Source organism: Fodinibius salsisoli, from assembly GCF_026229185.1.
GTDB classification, from domain to species: Bacteria; Bacteroidota; Rhodothermia; order Balneolales; family Balneolaceae; genus Fodinibius; species Fodinibius salsisoli.
On the sequence record NZ_JAGGJA010000008.1, the window covers coordinates 104,706 to 120,918 of the forward strand.

Consider the following 16,213-nt stretch of genomic DNA (forward strand, 5'->3'; position numbering starts at 1 on the left):
CATTCTCCATTGCTAAATATCGTTGTATTCGCATCCGGTTCCGGAACCAATTTTCAATCTATCATTGATGCAGCCGAAGACGGTCAAATTAAGGGCCAAATTCGGGGCTTAATAACAAATAAGAACGGTATCCAGTCTATTGATCGGGCCCAGAAGCATAACATTGATCATGTTACGATTACCCCTACTGACTTCGCTGGCACCTCGGCTTTTGCAGAAGCCCTTCTCGAACAGCTGGAACAATGGAAAACAGACCTTATCGTACTCGCCGGCTATATGATTAAAGTTCCGGCCCCTGTCATCCAGGAATACGAAGGAAGAATTCTCAACATCCATCCATCCTTACTACCTAAATACGGGGGCAAAGGATTCTATGGACATCGGGTGCACCAGGCCGTCATTGATAATGACGAAACAGAATCCGGTTGTACGGTACACCTGGTGACGGAAATCTATGATGATGGCCCCATCCTGGGGCAGCGAAAAGTTCCCGTTTACGAATCGGATGACGCCTCAACACTGGCCGCTCGTGTACTCGAACAGGAACATATTCTATTTCCAGAAGTTATTGCTAAACTTGCTAACGAACTAAATTCTAAAACCAACTCATAACTGTGTCTTTACAACCTCTCGACGAACTTCCTCAGCATTCACTTCCCATAAAACGCGCCCTGCTTTCGGTCTCAGATAAAACAAATATCATTCCGTTAGCTAAAGCTTTACACGATGCAGATGTAGAGCTTATTTCCACGGGCGGCACAGCCCGTACTATTCGGGAGGCCGATATCCCGGTAACTGATGTAAGCGACATTACCGGTTTCGAGGAATGCCTTGACGGACGGGTAAAAACCTTGCATCCACTTATCCACGGCGCGCTGTTGGGCCGAACCAGCCACCAAGCGGATGTTGATGAAATGAAACGGTTGAGCATTGCTCCCATCGAGTTGGTCGTTGTAAACCTCTACCCTTTCCAAGAGGCTACTGCTGACCCCAACTGCACACCGGCTATTGCCACTGAAAACATTGACATCGGTGGTCCCACTATGATTCGAGCCTCAGCGAAAAACTTTGCGCATGTGTGTACCCTAACGGCTCCGGAACAGTATCAGGAGTTTATTGATGAATTTAAAAATGAAGGCAAAATCACCTTTGAAAAACGTCGGCAGTGGGCTAAAGAAGCCTTTAATCATACAGCACACTATGATGCCCACATTGCCAACTATTTCAATGAATTGACGGCAGAAGAAGACGATCAGCCCGAACAACTGAATATCTCACTGCCCAAGTCGCAGGGACTACGGTACGGCGAAAACCCGCATCAAAAAGCGGCGGTCTATGGCTATCAGGATGAATTTATTGACTGCTTCCACGGTAAACAGTTGAGCTATAATAACTTCCTGGATGTGGATGGAGCCCTGCGACTGATTGCCGATTTTCAGCAGGCTGATCCGACTTGCGCCATCTTCAAACATACAGTACCCTGCGGTATTGCTACGGATAAAAACCTCCATAAAGCCTGGGATAAAGCCTTCCAGACAGATACCAAATCTCCATTCGGAGGCATTGTGGTAGTAAACAGGGAGCTGGACCTTGCAACCGCCGAATCCATTGACGAAATTTTTACTGAAATCATCATTGCTCCTTCATACTCCGATGATGCTCTGGACTTGCTCAAGCAAAAGAAGAACCGGCGCCTCATCCTCCATAAGAAACAGCTCAGCAGCAAAGCCGAAAAACAGTTTCGCTCTATCTTTGGGGGAGCGTTAAGCCAAGACGCCGACTTTGAGGTGACCACAGAAGATGATTTAAAAGTTGTAACTCAGCGCGAACCGACCGAAAAAGAAATCCAGGATATGCTGTTTGCCTGGCAGGTCGTTAAGCATGTAAAATCGAATGCTATTGTGTATGCCAAAGATCAGCAGACCATAGGTATTGGCACCGGACAAACAAGCCGGGTGGAAGCTTCACAAATAGCTATTGCCAAAGCAGAGGAAGAAGGGTTAGCGCTCGACGGCACGGCCATTGCCTCCGATGCATTCTTTCCTTTCCCCGATGGTGTTGAAGCTGCCGCTGAAGCTGGCGCAACCGCTGTCATCCAACCGGGAGGAAGCATTCGCGACGAACAAGTTATAGAAGCCGCCAACAAGCTTGATTTAACAATGGTATTCACCGGAAAACGACTGTTTAGACACTAATTTCGGCCCAGATTTTCATTTTCACTTTTATTCTTATTTATTCGCAAATAGACGGACAAAATTGTATTTTCACTTTGATATTTTTATCAGGACATAATTCGATTACTGTCAGCTCATCTACATTCTTAACACATGGATAAAAACGCACAAAAAACAAAAAGGAGAAAAAACAAAAAAGGCTGGTTTGATTGGCTCTATACCGATATTGCCATTGACTTAGGCACAGCCAACACACTTATCTATGCCCGAGGAGAAGGGATCGTATTAAACGAACCTTCAATTGTAGCACTCAACATGCAAAACGAGCCAGTTGCCACGGGCCATGAGGCTCGGCTGATGCACGAGAAAACTCATAAGAATATTCGTACCGTTCGCCCTTTGCGCGACGGCGTCATTGCCGACTTTGAAGTGGCCGAGCAGATGATTCGCGGCATGATCGATAAAGTGAAAATGAAATGGTATTCCAGCACGCGTCAAATGGTCGTTTGTGTGCCCAGCGGCATTACCGAGGTTGAGCGACGAGCCGTGCGCGACAGCGCTGAACATGCTGGTGCCAAATCAGTCCACTTGGTTGATGAGCCGATGGCCGCTGCAATTGGAATTGGCCTAAACGTTCATGAACCCATCGGAAATATGATTGTCGATGTGGGAGGTGGAACGACTGAAATTGCCGTTATTGCTCTTTCGGGTATTGTTTTTGCACAATCTGTCCGGCTGGGTGGCGACGAAATGAACGAAGATATCATCAACTATTTCCGCCGTAATCATAACCTGTTGATTGGTGAACGAACCGCTGAAAAAATTAAGTGTGAGATCGGTTCTGCTGCTCCGCTTGATGAAGAGTTAGAAATGGATACGAAAGGGCGGGATCTGGTCAACGGGGTGCCCCGGACACGCCACGTAACCTCCAAAGATGTTCGAGAAGCCATCTCAGAATCGGTAAATACCATTGTTGAATCTATTACAAAATCGCTCGAACAGACTCCTCCCGAGCTTTCAGCTGATATCCTGGATCGCGGGATTTTGTTAACCGGTGGAGGCGCCAAACTTAAAAACCTGGATAAGCTCATCAGGGAAACAACAGAGCTACCGGTTCACATAGCCGAAGAACCTCTAACGGCTGTTGTACGTGGTACAGGATCCATCCTTGAAGATCTGGAACACTATCGAACAGTAATTACATAAGCCACATCAGAGTGAATGCAACTACCTTTTCCCGGCATAGCTCATTTAAAAGATCACATTCTTACAGCGATTATTTTGGTCGCTGCTATTGCGCTTATGATGGGTCGGCATCAAGGAGGGCTCGATAACCTTCGAAAAGCATCTGTTACTGTATTTAGTTATCTGGAAGAACCACTCTCCAGTATCCGAATTTACCGACAGGCTCTTAAAACCAATACCTATCTGCGAAAACAGAATGTTCTGCTACTGGATGAACTTAGCCGCCTTCGAGCGGCAGACCAGGAAAACAAGCGGTTACGACAGCTGTTGGAATTTGGCCGGGAAAGTAACCTAAGCCTCTACCCTGTTCAAGTAGTTGCCAAAGAGTTAAAAGAAACTTCCAACTTTTTTACCATTGATGCCGGTACAAATCAAGGTATAGAAAAAGGGATGCCGGTGGTCTCCTCCGAGGGCTTAGCCGGCAAAGTTGTTCTCACAAATAAGAACTATTCCCAGGTTATGCCCTTTTTGAACAGCCTTTTTAGAGTTAGTGCTAAACTACAACAGTCTAATGCCTATGGCATTGTTTCCACGAACCCTCAAACTATTGATGAGTTACAACTTGATTATATTCCACAGACTGTGGCTGTAGATACGGGTGAAACGGTTATTACCTCCGGTTATAGCAACCAATTTCCACCGGATATTCCTATTGGAAAGGTTATACGGGCAGAACCTCAAAAAGGAAAAGATACCCAAAATATTTTTCTAAAACCCTTGGTTAACCTGTATCAAATGGACGCTGGCTTTGTGATAAAGTTTACTCCTGATACTTCCATACAAGACCTCCGGGAACAGTATAAAGAAGTATTAGAATGAGTAAAAAACAGCTAACACATTTAGGCATAGGGCTTGTTTTTCTACTTCTACAAGTTGTTTTATTTAGGCATTTAACTGTTTTTCATGCACAACCGGATCTGGTACTCATTTTTCTGGTGTGGTACATGAGCAGGCAAAACAGAACAGCCGCCTTATTGATGGCAGCACTTCTGGGTTTCTTTCAGGACTTCTTACTGGATCTTTGGGGCTTGCACATGTTTACCAAAACCCTATTAGTTTATATAAGCCATCGCTTCATCCCAAAGACACGAGCCATAACCTTATCGATAGGCCCGGTAGGCTTAACCGTACTATTAGCTGCTTTTTTACAAAACCTCATTTTTTTAGGACTCAATATGTTCATCCAGAACTATTCTGCAGAATTACTGTTTTGGAATCATTTAATTGGGAGTAGCTTATACTCGGCAGTTATCGCAAGCGTTATATACCTGTTTAGGAATAAAAGTTAACAGCAACTAAATGGCACAACGCAAAAAGAAACGTACCCAAATTTCGATTCGCGTTTTACAGGCAATCATCATTCTGCTTGGGTTGGTGATCTTGGGCCGGTTATTCCAGCTGCAAATTCTGGACTATAAAACCTACGAGCCCCTTAGTCGTCAAAATGCACTGCGTCAGCAAAATGTAAACCCGGCACGTGGACTTATCTATGATCGGCATGGTAAGCTTATGGTTGATAATAAGCCAATTTATTCTATCACCATAATGCCGGCCAGTTACGACTCGACTAAAACCCCTCTATTGGCGGAATTGCTCAACGTGCCGGTTAAAGAGGTACGAAATAAAATTGAGGAGGCCCGCTCGTATTCCCGGTACCGAACGTCCCGCCTCTTCACAGAAATTGATTTCAAAACTTTCTCAATGATCCAGGAAAATATTTGGCAGCTTCCCGGGATAGGCCATCAGATTGAAAGTAAACGCGACTATCCTATTGATAGCCTGCAGGCCTCCCATGTATTTGGCTACCTGCGCGAAGTATCCAAAGAAGAATATCTACAGCAGAAAAATTATCATCTGGGAGATAAGATAGGAAAGACCGGACTTGAAAAGACCTACGAACCTCAGCTTAAAGGGGAATATGGTACCGAATACGTTCTGGTAAATGCCATGGGGCAGAACCTGGGATCATACCAAGATGGGGCTATTGATGAAGCTCCGGTCAAAGGTGCTGACCTGCGTACAACCATTGATGCTGACCTTCAACTTTTGGCCGAGGATCTTATGGACGGCAAACGAGGGGCTGTTGTAGCAATGAATCCCCAAACAGGGGGTATCCTGAGTATGGTGAGCGCCCCTCAGTACGATATTCGCCGGCTCTCAGGCCGTATTGATGGAGACTATTGGAAAAATATTAATACCGATCCCGAAAACCCGCTTTTTAACAGGGCCAGCTCCAGCAAACAACCGCCCGGCTCTACTTTTAAGCCGTTAATGGGACTCATGGGGCTCGAAATGGACCTTATAACTCCCCGGAAAACTATTTACAATCCTGGTTATTACTCCCGTGGGCGCCGTTATAACGACCTTGCGGATCCCGGACAGTATAACATTGGAAAGGCGCTACAGGAATCAAGCAATACTTTCTTCTTTTGGTTGATGGATAAGATGGTGCATACCTACAGTATTGACCGATGGTATGAGCTTGCCTCTACATTTGGCCTCGGTCAACCTACTGGAATTGATCTGCCCAACGAAACGGCCGGCATTTTACCGGACAGTACCTACCTGAATGATGTTTTAGGCGAAGGAACATGGGGAATTGGTGATCAGCTTAGCTTGGGAATTGGCCAGGGATTTATGGCTGCCTCCCCACTACAAATGGCAACGGTTGCTTCACAAATTGCCAACGGAGGTTATGCTGTTAAACCCCATCTCGTTCACTCCATTGCCCAAAGTAATGGCACAGTCAATCTTGTAAATCCGGATACCATCAAAATTAGCTGGATTGGACAACAAGAAATCGAGACTGTTAAGGCTGGTATGCGTCGGGTGGTAACCACAGGAAGTGGACGTTACTATGCCGACCTGGATAGCGTAAAGGTTGCTGGCAAAACAGGAACGGCCCAAAACCCACATGGCGAAGACCACGGTTGGTTTATCTGTTTTGCCCCGTTGGATAATCCGCAGATAGCCGTTGCGGTTCTTATCGAAAATGGAGGCTATGGCTCACAATCTGCCTCACCTATTGCATCCCTGTTAGTAGAAAGGTATCTCACCGGTAAAATTGACCGGCCTTATGTTTATGAGCGAGTAAAAGAATTTAAATATCAAACAGAAGATAGCTAAAAGAATGAATATCAGTGAATACAACTGGTCGCTTACCACACTGTGGGTTGGGTTGGTTACAGTGGGATTGATTGCTATCTATAGCGCAACCCAGGGACCTGTAGCCCAGTTTCTACCTTCTTATATCCAGGTAAACTTTTATAAGCAACTTATCTCTTTTGGTATTGCGCTTTTTCTTCTGGTGGCGTTGCAATACGTTCCGCCCCGTACTTTTCAAGAGGGCTCCTATGTTTTCTATATTGTGGGCTTACTACTTATGGTACTCACCCTTCTTGTTGGCCGAGAAGTGAACGGTGCTAAAAGCTGGCTTGCCCTTGGTTCGTTTAACCTGCAAACCAGCGAACTTATGAAAATAGCCACCATCCTGGCCGTGGCGAATTACCTAACCAGTCGTCGTGATATATCCGCAGAAAACCTGAAAACGGCGCTCATCACAGTTGCCCTTATTTTGGTACCCACTCTTTTGGTCTTCTTACAAAATGACTCCGGTACCGCTATCGTCTTTTTATCTTTAATCCCCGTTGTTCTCTTTTGGTCGGGTCTGCCCTACGGCATCTCCCTTTTCATTATTTCCCCGGCTGTTATCGGATATATGAGTATCATAGGCTGGTACTGGGGACTTATTGCTGCTATTCTACTTACCTTGCTTGTGTTCATCCTGCAGCGAAGTACCTGGCTTACATTTACCTCTTTCGCAACGGGCCTGTTACTGGTCATTGGGGTACAGGTCGCCTTATTCCAGATATTACAGCCGCATCAGCGTGCCCGCATCGAAGCATTTACTAATCCCTCTTTTGATCCACAGGGTGCCGGCTGGAATGTCATCCAAGCCAAGACAGCCATTGGTTCGGGAGGGCTCTATGGCAAGGGATATATGGAGGGTACGCAGACCCAGCTTCGCTTTTTGCCAGAGCAATGGACAGATTTTATCTTCTGCGTTATCGGTGAAGAGTTTGGATTTATCGGTGCCGGCCTGGTTATTCTATTGCTCCTTGGCTTTACCCTGACACTATTACGAACGGCCTTCAATCACCGACATCCTTTTGCCCAGCTGGTGATTGTAAGTGTTGCTACCATCTTTTTCATCCACTTTTTCATCAATGTGGGTTCTGCTACCGCCCTTATTCCCGTCATTGGAGTGCCCCTGCCTTTTATTAGTTATGGTGGATCAGCGCTCCTTACCAATACCTTAATGTTGGGTATTTGCCTAAACCTTGACTTTCACAAACGACAGTTTAGTATCTACCGATAAGTTTGCTTCCGCAATAGTTTCTTCTTGGTTACGAATCATCAATCATTTTATCCGTACGCAGCTTAAAACTCTGCCGATGATATTTGGTATACCCATATTCTTGCAGGCCTTCGTAGTGTTGAGCCGTAGGATACCCCACATTCGTATCCCAGCTGTAGTGCGGATATTCTTCATGCAATCGAATCATCCACTCATCCCGATACACTTTGGCAATAATCGAAGCTGCTGCAATGCTCATCGAACGATCATCGCCCTTAACCAAGCATTTATGCGGGCATAAACCTCCGCTAAACCGGTTGCCATCCACCAACAAATAATCGGGTTCTGCCTGCTCGGCCTCGCTGCATTTGGTCATTGCCTTGATAGATGCGTGCAAAATATTGAGCTCATCAATTTTTGTGGGCATGCACCATTGGATAGTCCAAAACGCTGCCATCTCCTTGATTTTTTCTGTCAGGTCCTGGCGTTCATTTAGAGAGAGAGATTTACTATCCCTGATTTCCTCCACAAAAGTTCCGGGTTCAAAGATAACTCCACCGGCCACTACTGGTCCTGCCAGACAACCACGCCCCACTTCGTCAAGCCCCATAATCCGCTCAAACCCTTCATCCCAAAGCTGTTTCTCAAAGCGAATTCGATCTTTCAATTCATTGGATGAGGTGGCTGATTTTTTCATTGATGTGAATTAATTTGCGGTTTGCAGTGTTACAATAGACTCCTGCTAAAGTCAATGTTTTTATTATGCATTTCAAGTATCAAGAATGGGACCCGCGATTTGCTAAAGGAGCTCAGCAATCTCCTTTTGACACGCTCATGGATCTTTTCGAAGAACTCCTTACCATTGCCAGCGGCGATGTTTCTCAAGCCTTGCGCTGGCTCACCGAACTTGATGACCAATATAGCATCACCGACCAGTTTGATGATTTTGGCATCGGTGACTTTGTGGATGAACTGAAAGAACGAGGGTATATTGAGCAGGATCGTGAACAAAATATGCTGGTTATAACTCGTAAGGCTGAGCGTAGCCTGCGAAAGCGTTCACTCGAAGAAATTTTTAAGAACCTCGAAAAAGGCTCCGTTGGGGGGCATCAGACTAACCATACGGGTCGTGGTCTCGAGCGACAACCAGAAACTCGTGCCTGGCAACAGGGTGATGACATCGCTAACATCGATAGCGTTGGCACGATGGTGAACATGCTCAAACACAGCAACATTGATCAGATGAGGCTGCACGAAGATGATATCCGTGTGCATGACACCGATCATTATACTTCTGTAGCAACCGTGCTGCTGATCGACCTCAGCCACTCAATGATCCTCTATGGTGAAGACCGCATTACGCCCGCTAAGAAAGTTGCTATGGCACTGTCAGAGCTTATCCTTAACAACTATGCCAAGGATTCACTGGATATTGTAGCCTTCGGGAATGAAGCGTGGAAAGTTGACATCGAAGACCTGCCCTATCTTAAAGTGGGCCCGTACCACACCAACACCCAACAAGCACTGCAGCTGGCACGACATACGCTACATCGGCGCAAATATGCCAATAAACAGATTTTTATGATCACCGATGGCAAACCCTCCTGTATTATTGAAAACGGGCGCATGTACAAAAACAGCTTTGGACTGGATCGAAAGATTGTCAACAAGGTGCTTGATGAGGCTGTGAAATGCCGGCGAGACAATATCGATATTACTACCTTTATGATTGCTCGCGATCCCTACCTGCAAGATTTTGTTCGGGAGCTTTCGGAAGCCAACAAAGGTCGGGCCTATTTTGCTTCACTGGATAATTTAGGCGGATATATCTTCGAGGATTATATCCGCAATCGCAAACGAAGGGTTCAATAAAAAAGAGCAGCTTACCGAAGTAAACTGCTCTTTTTATAAGATCAAGATTGGTTATGCTGCTTATATTTACATATCCAGCTCGGTCATAACCTGATCCGTAATATCATATTTTTGCTGTGCTTCGTCTGAGGCATAAAGGATAATAACATCGCCCTGGCTCGTTGTGGTATTAAGCACATAGGTCAGATCCATATTATCTGCTACCGTACTGATGGCGGTATTAATCTGATCTAACAGTGGGCCTACCAGTTCTTGCTGCTTCTGTTGAACTTCCTGTTGAAGCTGAGCCTGGAACTGCTGCAATTCCGACCCCAATTGGCCCAGTCGCTCTTCTTCTTTCTGCTTAGCGCTTTCAGAGATAACTGATTCCTTTTGCTGATATTCAGTTACCTGTGTCTGATAATCCTCACGTTTGGTAGCCAGTTCCTGCTGCTTCTTCTCCATAAAATTCTGGAGACGCTGTTGAACCGCTTTCATTTCCGGCATCTTGCTTAGAATAGCCTGGGGGTCAACATAACCGATTTTAAGATCTTGCTGAACCTGCGCAGATGCAGTTCCTGCAAATCCTATGAATAATAAAAAGAGTAGAGATGTTGATAGTAGTCGTTTTAACATAATACTTAGTCTATTTACGGTGTTAATTTTTTCGGGATTCTTTTTACTCAGAATCTGCCTTTACTTTATCAATGACCTGCTGTGTAATATTCAATTGCTGATCAGCAGAGTAGTAAACCACATTTTCTCCATTGGTGGTGGCTTCATTCAGAACAAAATCCAGATCATTGCTTTCTGCCACATCTGCAATAGCCTGATCCATGGCATCATAAAGGGGTTGCAGGAGTTCGGCGCGCCGCTGTTGAATCTGCGATTGTAAACTTTGCTGGAACTTACGCATTTCCGCTTCCTGGTCGGCCAGTTGCTGCTCGCGTTGCTGTATTTCCTGTTCCGACATGTTGCTTTGATTCTGTTGGTAGGTGGCTACTTCGTCCTGAAAGTTAGCAATACGATCTTCCAGTTCTCCACGCTTGGAGCTGATAAAACTGTTCAGTTGCTGTTCAACTTCTGAGCGCTGGGGTAGCTCGCTCAACACCTCTTGGGTGTTCATATACCCCACCTTCAACTGTCCATATGCCGTTGCGCTGGTTACAAAAAGCAACAGACAAGCCGCGCTTAATATCTTTTTAATCATTGATTCCATCTGTTTTTAACATTGTATTTTGTTAAAGCCTGTGATAATACTAACAATTTTAGTCAATTGCTGGATTGATTTAACGTAATCCCCAACTGTTGTAGTATCTTTTCATTTAAATTAAATTCTTTTTTTCCGAATAACAGACCTGCATTTTGAGCTCGATCAAAAATAAAATCGAAGCCTTCTTGCTCTGCTATGGTGTTTATAGCCTCAAAAACGGATCGCTGGATCGGCTCCAATAACTCCTTCTGTTTTTGAAAATATTCGCCTTTGGCCCCAAACTTTTGCTCTAAATACTGTTCCCGCTGTTCTATAAGGGCCTGTATTTGCTGTTGCTGCTGTGCCCGTTGCTCATCCGTGTAGAGCACTTTTTTTGACTGGAAATCCTCCTTCAACTGCTCAATCTCTTCATCCATTCTTTTGAGCTCGCTGTCCCAGTCAGAACTGACCGACCGAAGCTCTTGCTGGATATTTTGATACTCCGGCATTTGCGAAAGGATGACATCGGTATCCACATAGCCAACCTTTTGCTGCTGGGCGGTAACAGTACCGGTCAATGCCAGTACCAAAAATGCAGCAGCTACAATATGAGCATTCAGCTTGACCATTAGAATGGTGCACCGATATTAAAGAGAAACTGCCATTCCCCAGCGCGTACCCGCGTATTGGGGATGCCATCCAGTCGATAACCATAGCTGAGATCAACCAGGCCAAGTATGGGCAGATAAATACGTGTCCCAAGGCCTACGGATCGTTTTACATCAAAGGGCGCAAACTGGCTCGGATCTAAGTAGGCATTACCGGCATCCATAAAGGCGTATGGATAAACTTGTGCCTGTTGCTCGGTAATAGCAGGATAACGCAGCTCAAGGGAATACTTGGAATACAGACGACCACCCACAGCTTCACCATCCTCAAAAGGTGTAATAGAACCATTCTGTCCACCTGGGAAACCACGGAGATCAATATTATCATCCAGGAATGACTGCCGCTGCTGCAGCTGAGTTCCCCCCAGCTTAAAGCGTTGAAAATTACTGCGCTTGCCACTTCCTAAATATCCCAGGTACCCATATTCTATGGTGTTGGTAAGCACTAATTTACCGACAACAGCAGTATGGTTTTGATAGCTTGACTTCAACTTATAATACTGTGCAAAAGTCGGTAAGGGCGGTGCAAGCTCACCGGATAAACGCAACTTAGATCCTCGGGTTGGTGAAATCTTATTATCCGTAGAATTACGTTCCAAAATCTGTTTGATACTGAGGATGTTGGAAGCGCCTTCCGGTAAGAATGAAGCGCCACCAGCTACATCATACAGCTGGTAAGAAAGTACGCTCTGGTGCGAAAAGTAATCATCCGGCCATTTAAGGCGACGTCCCAAAGAGACACTGCTTGAAAACAATTCGTTACGCTGGTCACTGCCCCTGTAACTAATTAAATCGTAACTCATATTTACGCCCAGGGAAAGAGGTCTTCCAGATAACCAGGGCTCCTGGAACCCAATACTGTAACTTTGATAACCACTGCCGGTAACCTGTACTCCCAATGAGAGCTTCTGTCCATCACCCGATGGAATGGGGTTCCAGCCTTCACCCTTAATAGCCCGGCCCATGGAAAAGTTGTTGAAGTTCACCTTAGCTGATAAGATCAGCCCAATACCACGCCCCCCAAAACCACCGGAAAACTCAAAGTTATCGGTACTCTGGGATTCATCAAGGGTATAGTTGACATCAACCGTATTGTTTTCGGGATCGGGTGCCAAGTTGGGCTCAATAGCCTGTTGACGAAAATAGCCTAACTGACCCAATTCCCGAATGGTCCGGATAATAGCCTGACGGCTGTATTTTTGCCCCGGTACAGTCCGTAATGATCGACGAACCACATCATCGTGGGTTTTGGTATTGCCTTCGAAGGACACCTTTTCTATGTATGCAATGTCATTTTCAACTAAATTGATGTTCAGGTCTACCGAATCTTCAGCTACTACTTCAATATTCGGCTCTGCCCTGAAAAACAGGTACCCAATATCCTGGTATAAACTGGTTACATCGGGACCACTCTGGTTGATCTCCAGCCGTGTCTTAAATTTTGTCTGATTAAAGACTTCCCCTTTCTCAAAGCCCAGGGTTTGTGTCAGCTGCTCATCGGTGTAAACGGTATTTCCCTCCCAGTTAATATCGCGCACCTTATATTGGGGGCCCTCGTGGACCGACATATTCACTTTAATTCCACGGGCCGGAGTCTCAAGCACAAACAGTCGGCGCTGGGTATAGGGAAAGGTATAAACGGTATCACTGGTTATGCGAAAATCAAGATAACCATGATCCCGGTAAAACTTGCGCAGGTTATTTTGGGCCTCTTCAAAATCTGCTTCCTTGTATAATTTCTTGGAGAAAAATTTCCACCAGCGATCTTCGCCTATGGTGCTAAGCGACTTCCGAAGTTCCTGATCACTAAATTGCTCATTATTATCAAACGAAATCTCTTTGACTTCAAGACGCTCTCCGGCATCAATATTAAAGGTTACCGTCACACGGTTTCGCACGGTATCCGTCCGTGACCGTTGAACATCCACCTTAGTATCCCAGTGACCTTCATTTTTGTAATACCGTTTAATGGTATTGGTAGCCTGCGCGATGGATGATTCGGTTACGGCATAACCTGGCACCATGGTTATTTTCTCTTCCAGGTCGCTTCGCTCAGAACGCTTAACCCCTTCAATTCGATATTCAGCGAGCCGTGGTTGCTCCTGAACTTGAATTTTAAGATAGATGCCATCGCCTTCCTGCCTTGTTTTTAAAATTTTCACATTCGAAAACAGCCCAGTTTGATGCAGACTCCTAATGGCTTGTGCAATATCCTCGCCGGGAATCTGTACACGCGATCCTACTTCCAGGCCGCTGGTACCAATAACAAACTCTTCGCGTGAAGTGGTCAGCCCTTCTACCTCGACCCCCAGCACTTCGAATCGCTGTGGCGTTACATTCAGGGGGTTCTCAATGTTGATAGAAGTACTATCGGATGTGGTATCCTGGGCAAACCCAGAAATTGAGATAAAACAGAGTACAGAAAGTGTGAGTAATAATTTCTTCACGTGAATAATTTCTTGAATAAGATTGAGCGTACGTTATTTATATGAAAGGTTATGTCGTCAACTCTTGAACGTGCAGACCGGCCTGTTTCTTTTGTTCTTTTTTGGAAAGCTTACCAAATCTGCGTTCTCGTTCTTGAAAAGAATGGATGGCCTTGTATAATTCATCACGCCGAAAGTCGGGCCAATAGGTTTCTGTGATGTACAGTTCGGAATATGCAAGCTGCCATAACAGGAAATTACTGATCCGGTATTCTCCGCTGGTACGGATAATTAAATCAGGATCAGGGATTTCAGCTGTTGACAAATGACTGCTTATCATATCGTCATTAATATCTTCCGGTTCAATTTCGCCATCCTGCACGCGATGAGCCAGTTTCTTAACGGCTTCGGTGATATCCCAGCGGCCGGAATAACTGAGCGCCAGACACAAGTTCAGGCGGTCATTGTCTTTCGTGAGCTCAATGGCTTCCGTCAATTCTTGCTTACAACGTTTTGGGAACCGATCAATCTGGCCTATAGTCTCCAGCCGGATGTTATTTTCATTCAGGTTTTCGGCCTCTTTACGAAGTGACCTTGCCAGCAACCGCATCAGTGCATTTACTTCTAACTTGGGACGCGACCAGTTCTCTGTCGAAAAAGCGTATAGCGTCAGGTACTTCACACCCAGCTGAGCACAAACTTCAGTAATATCACGCACCGACTCTACCCCGGCCTTATGTCCATAAGACCGCATATTGCCTTTACTTTTAGCCCAGCGGCCGTTGCCATCCATAATAATAGCAATATGCTCGGGTAACGTTCCCCGTTCTAAAAGACGGGCCTGCGACTGCTTATCGCTATCATTTTGTTCGGTATTTGTAAGCGAAATCGGTTTCAAAAGCGTAAAACTGGTAATTATTAAGCTATCAATATTAGAGTTTTATACTCGTTATATCAAGCTTTTAACATTATAAATAATCGATCTGCCGGCTCAGGCTGATCATTTTTAGCAGGGCCAGTGCAGCTTCTGCTCCCTTATTCCCCTTCTCGCCCGAGAGTCCAGCCCGTTCCTGGGCTTGTTGGACGTTATCCGTAGTCAAAACACCGAATACCACTGGTTTATTGCCCTGTAAATTCAAATCAGTCACGCCTCGATTAACGCCTTCACATACATAATGAAAATGAGGAGTATCTCCACGGATAACAGCTCCCAATGTAATGACCCCATCTACTTTGGGCAGCAGTTTTTTAGCTGTAAAAGGAATTTCATAGGCCCCCGGGCATTCAGCGATAACAATATTTTCTTTTGAAATTCCCTTTTGTCGGAGAGCCTCCAGGGCACCATCGAGGAGTTCGTCAGTGATAAAAGAATTCCAATGGGCTACAGCAATACCTATCCTTACCTCAGACTCCTCGGTATTACCTTCAATCTTCTTGTACGCCATAAACTAAGCCATCATTTCTTTACGTTGATTTGTCAGCCTTACTAACCGGTGAACATATTTGGTGTTGATCGTTACCACACCAAAGTATCTTTTATATTTTTTATCACTTCCATGAAAGTCGCTGCCCCCGGTTTTTAACAGATTGTGTTTATCGGCAAACGCCTCAACACGTTTTTGGGTTTGGTAATCATGGCTTGGATGCATTACCTCAATACCATCTACTCCGGCCTTCACAAGGTGTTCCAACTCCTCTTCAGAATAGAGCCGTCCCGGATGGGCAATGACTGTAGCCCCACCCGTTTTCTTAACTGTTTTAATAACCTTTTGATAGTCATAATACTCATTGTAAATGGAACCCAATTGCTCATCACTAAGATAACGAATAAAAGCTTCTTTAAAAGAACCCACATATCCCTTGTCGAGGAGTACAGCGGCAATGTGGGGGCGGCCAATATTTCCGCCGCGTGCTTCGGCTTTTACTTCGTCAATAGTAAGCTCGAGCCCTTCCTTAGCCAGTTCTTCAATAATCCAGTGCCCACGATTTATTCTGGATCGGTAATGATCTAATACCAATTGACGAATTTCATGATGATCAGGATCAAAACAGTAAGCCAGCAAATGGCACTCACGACCATCAAAATCAGAAGTAATTTCGATACCCGGTAGCAACGTCAGCTCATCACTTCTTTCAGCGAGTTCCCGTGCCTGATCATATCCTTTCAGGGTATCATGATCCGTGATGGCAATAATTTCTAACTTATGCTTCTTCGCGCACTGTAGAATTCCCTCGGGACTCATTCGTCCGTCCGAAGCTTTGGTATGGATATGTAAATCTGCTTTTGCCACCGCTTATAT

The 16,213-nt window shown here is 45.3% G+C and carries 16 protein-coding genes; 8 read left to right on the forward strand and 8 right to left on the reverse strand.

Annotation, left to right across the window (positions count from 1 at the left end; all coding sequences use genetic code 11):
• The first annotated feature begins 9 nt into the window (after positions 1–9).
• From purN to rodA, 7 genes are all read left to right on the forward strand, one after another.
• Positions 10–612: a phosphoribosylglycinamide formyltransferase gene (gene purN / locus J6I44_RS12830; protein ID WP_265766545.1), complete on the forward strand. Its 603-nt coding sequence runs from the start codon at positions 10–12 to the stop codon at positions 610–612.
• 2 nt (positions 613–614) lie between these two features.
• Positions 615–2,195: a bifunctional phosphoribosylaminoimidazolecarboxamide formyltransferase/IMP cyclohydrolase gene (gene purH / locus J6I44_RS12835; RefSeq protein WP_265766546.1), complete on the forward strand. Its 1,581-nt coding sequence runs from the start codon at positions 615–617 to the stop codon at positions 2,193–2,195.
• A 132-nt stretch (positions 2,196–2,327) separates the two neighbouring features.
• A complete protein-coding gene (locus J6I44_RS12840) occupies positions 2,328–3,380 on the forward strand; it encodes a rod shape-determining protein (RefSeq protein WP_265766547.1) in 1,053 nt (350 codons plus the stop codon).
• Between the two features lie 15 nt (positions 3,381–3,395).
• On the forward strand, positions 3,396–4,238 hold the full coding sequence (gene mreC / locus J6I44_RS12845) for a rod shape-determining protein MreC (RefSeq protein ID WP_265766548.1): 843 nt from the start codon (positions 3,396–3,398) through the stop codon (positions 4,236–4,238).
• On the forward strand, positions 4,235–4,708 hold the full coding sequence (gene mreD, locus J6I44_RS12850; protein WP_265766549.1) for a rod shape-determining protein MreD: 474 nt from the start codon (positions 4,235–4,237) through the stop codon (positions 4,706–4,708). Before mreC ends, mreD begins: the two co-directional genes overlap by 4 nt.
• Before the next feature lie 10 nt (positions 4,709–4,718).
• On the forward strand, positions 4,719–6,545 hold the full coding sequence (gene mrdA, locus J6I44_RS12855; protein ID WP_265766550.1) for a penicillin-binding protein 2: 1,827 nt from the start codon (positions 4,719–4,721) through the stop codon (positions 6,543–6,545).
• 4 nt (positions 6,546–6,549) lie between these two features.
• Positions 6,550–7,797, forward strand: coding sequence for a rod shape-determining protein RodA (gene rodA, locus J6I44_RS12860; protein ID WP_265766551.1), 1,248 nt, complete (start codon positions 6,550–6,552; stop codon positions 7,795–7,797).
• A gap of 28 nt (positions 7,798–7,825) precedes the next feature.
• Here the strand turns inward: rodA and rnhB are convergent, their stop codons facing one another.
• Positions 7,826–8,473 (reverse strand): ribonuclease HII, encoded by a 648-nt coding sequence (rnhB, locus tag J6I44_RS12865; protein ID WP_265766552.1) that lies wholly within the window; start codon positions 8,471–8,473, stop codon positions 7,826–7,828.
• Between the two features lie 65 nt (positions 8,474–8,538).
• On the opposite strand from rnhB, the gene J6I44_RS12870 reads away from it, so the two are divergent.
• Positions 8,539–9,648 (forward strand): vWA domain-containing protein, encoded by a 1,110-nt coding sequence (locus J6I44_RS12870; RefSeq protein ID WP_265766553.1) that lies wholly within the window; start codon positions 8,539–8,541, stop codon positions 9,646–9,648.
• A gap of 66 nt (positions 9,649–9,714) precedes the next feature.
• On the opposite strand, the gene J6I44_RS12875 is transcribed toward J6I44_RS12870, so the two are convergent.
• The 7 genes from J6I44_RS12875 to J6I44_RS12905 all read right to left on the reverse strand — a co-directional run bounded on the left by J6I44_RS12875 (position 9,715) and on the right by J6I44_RS12905 (position 16,204).
• Entirely contained in the window at positions 9,715–10,263 is a 549-nt protein-coding gene (locus tag J6I44_RS12875) for an OmpH/Skp family outer membrane protein (protein WP_265766554.1), read from the reverse strand.
• Positions 10,264–10,306: 43 nt separating this feature from the next.
• Entirely contained in the window at positions 10,307–10,837 is a 531-nt protein-coding gene (locus J6I44_RS12880; protein ID WP_265766555.1) for an OmpH/Skp family outer membrane protein, read from the reverse strand.
• Between the two features lie 62 nt (positions 10,838–10,899).
• The gene (locus J6I44_RS12885; protein WP_265766556.1) at positions 10,900–11,448 is read right to left on the reverse strand and encodes an OmpH/Skp family outer membrane protein; all 549 of its coding nucleotides are present in this window, start codon (positions 11,446–11,448) and stop codon (positions 10,900–10,902) included.
• Positions 11,448–13,934 carry an outer membrane protein assembly factor BamA gene (gene bamA / locus J6I44_RS12890; protein WP_265766557.1) on the reverse strand — a complete coding sequence of 829 codons (2,487 nt, stop codon included), beginning with the start codon at positions 13,932–13,934 and terminating at the stop codon, positions 11,448–11,450. Before bamA ends, J6I44_RS12885 begins: the two co-directional genes overlap by 1 nt.
• Positions 13,935–13,983: 49 nt before the next feature.
• Positions 13,984–14,811: an undecaprenyl pyrophosphate synthase gene (gene uppS / locus J6I44_RS12895; RefSeq protein ID WP_265766558.1), complete on the reverse strand. Its 828-nt coding sequence runs from the start codon at positions 14,809–14,811 to the stop codon at positions 13,984–13,986.
• Positions 14,812–14,881: 70 nt separating this feature from the next.
• Positions 14,882–15,358 carry a 6,7-dimethyl-8-ribityllumazine synthase gene (ribH, locus tag J6I44_RS12900; protein WP_265766559.1) on the reverse strand — a complete coding sequence of 159 codons (477 nt, stop codon included), beginning with the start codon at positions 15,356–15,358 and terminating at the stop codon, positions 14,882–14,884.
• A 3-nt stretch (positions 15,359–15,361) separates the two neighbouring features.
• On the reverse strand, positions 15,362–16,204 hold the full coding sequence (locus J6I44_RS12905; RefSeq protein ID WP_265766560.1) for a PHP domain-containing protein: 843 nt from the start codon (positions 16,202–16,204) through the stop codon (positions 15,362–15,364).
• Positions 16,205–16,213 lie beyond the last annotated feature (9 nt).

Excerpts from the sequence above, each read along its gene's own strand:
- rodA (WP_265766551.1), top strand. The coding sequence starts at position 6,550 with ATGAATATCAGTGAATACAACTGGTCGCTTACCACACTGTGGGTTGGG.
- J6I44_RS12840 (WP_265766547.1), top strand. The coding sequence starts at position 2,328 with ATGGATAAAAACGCACAAAAAACAAAAAGGAGAAAAAACAAAAAAGGC.
- mrdA (WP_265766550.1), top strand. The coding sequence starts at position 4,719 with ATGGCACAACGCAAAAAGAAACGTACCCAAATTTCGATTCGCGTTTTA.
- mreD (WP_265766549.1), top strand. The coding sequence starts at position 4,235 with ATGAGTAAAAAACAGCTAACACATTTAGGCATAGGGCTTGTTTTTCTA.
- J6I44_RS12870 (WP_265766553.1), top strand. The coding sequence starts at position 8,539 with ATGCATTTCAAGTATCAAGAATGGGACCCGCGATTTGCTAAAGGAGCT.
- J6I44_RS12885 (WP_265766556.1), bottom strand. The coding sequence starts at position 11,448 with ATGGTCAAGCTGAATGCTCATATTGTAGCTGCTGCATTTTTGGTACTG.
- rnhB (WP_265766552.1), bottom strand. The coding sequence starts at position 8,473 with ATGAAAAAATCAGCCACCTCATCCAATGAATTGAAAGATCGAATTCGC.
- J6I44_RS12875 (WP_265766554.1), bottom strand. The coding sequence starts at position 10,263 with ATGTTAAAACGACTACTATCAACATCTCTACTCTTTTTATTATTCATA.
- mreC (WP_265766548.1), top strand. The coding sequence starts at position 3,396 with ATGCAACTACCTTTTCCCGGCATAGCTCATTTAAAAGATCACATTCTT.
- ribH (WP_265766559.1), bottom strand. The coding sequence starts at position 15,358 with ATGGCGTACAAGAAGATTGAAGGTAATACCGAGGAGTCTGAGGTAAGG.
- J6I44_RS12880 (WP_265766555.1), bottom strand. The coding sequence starts at position 10,837 with ATGATTAAAAAGATATTAAGCGCGGCTTGTCTGTTGCTTTTTGTAACC.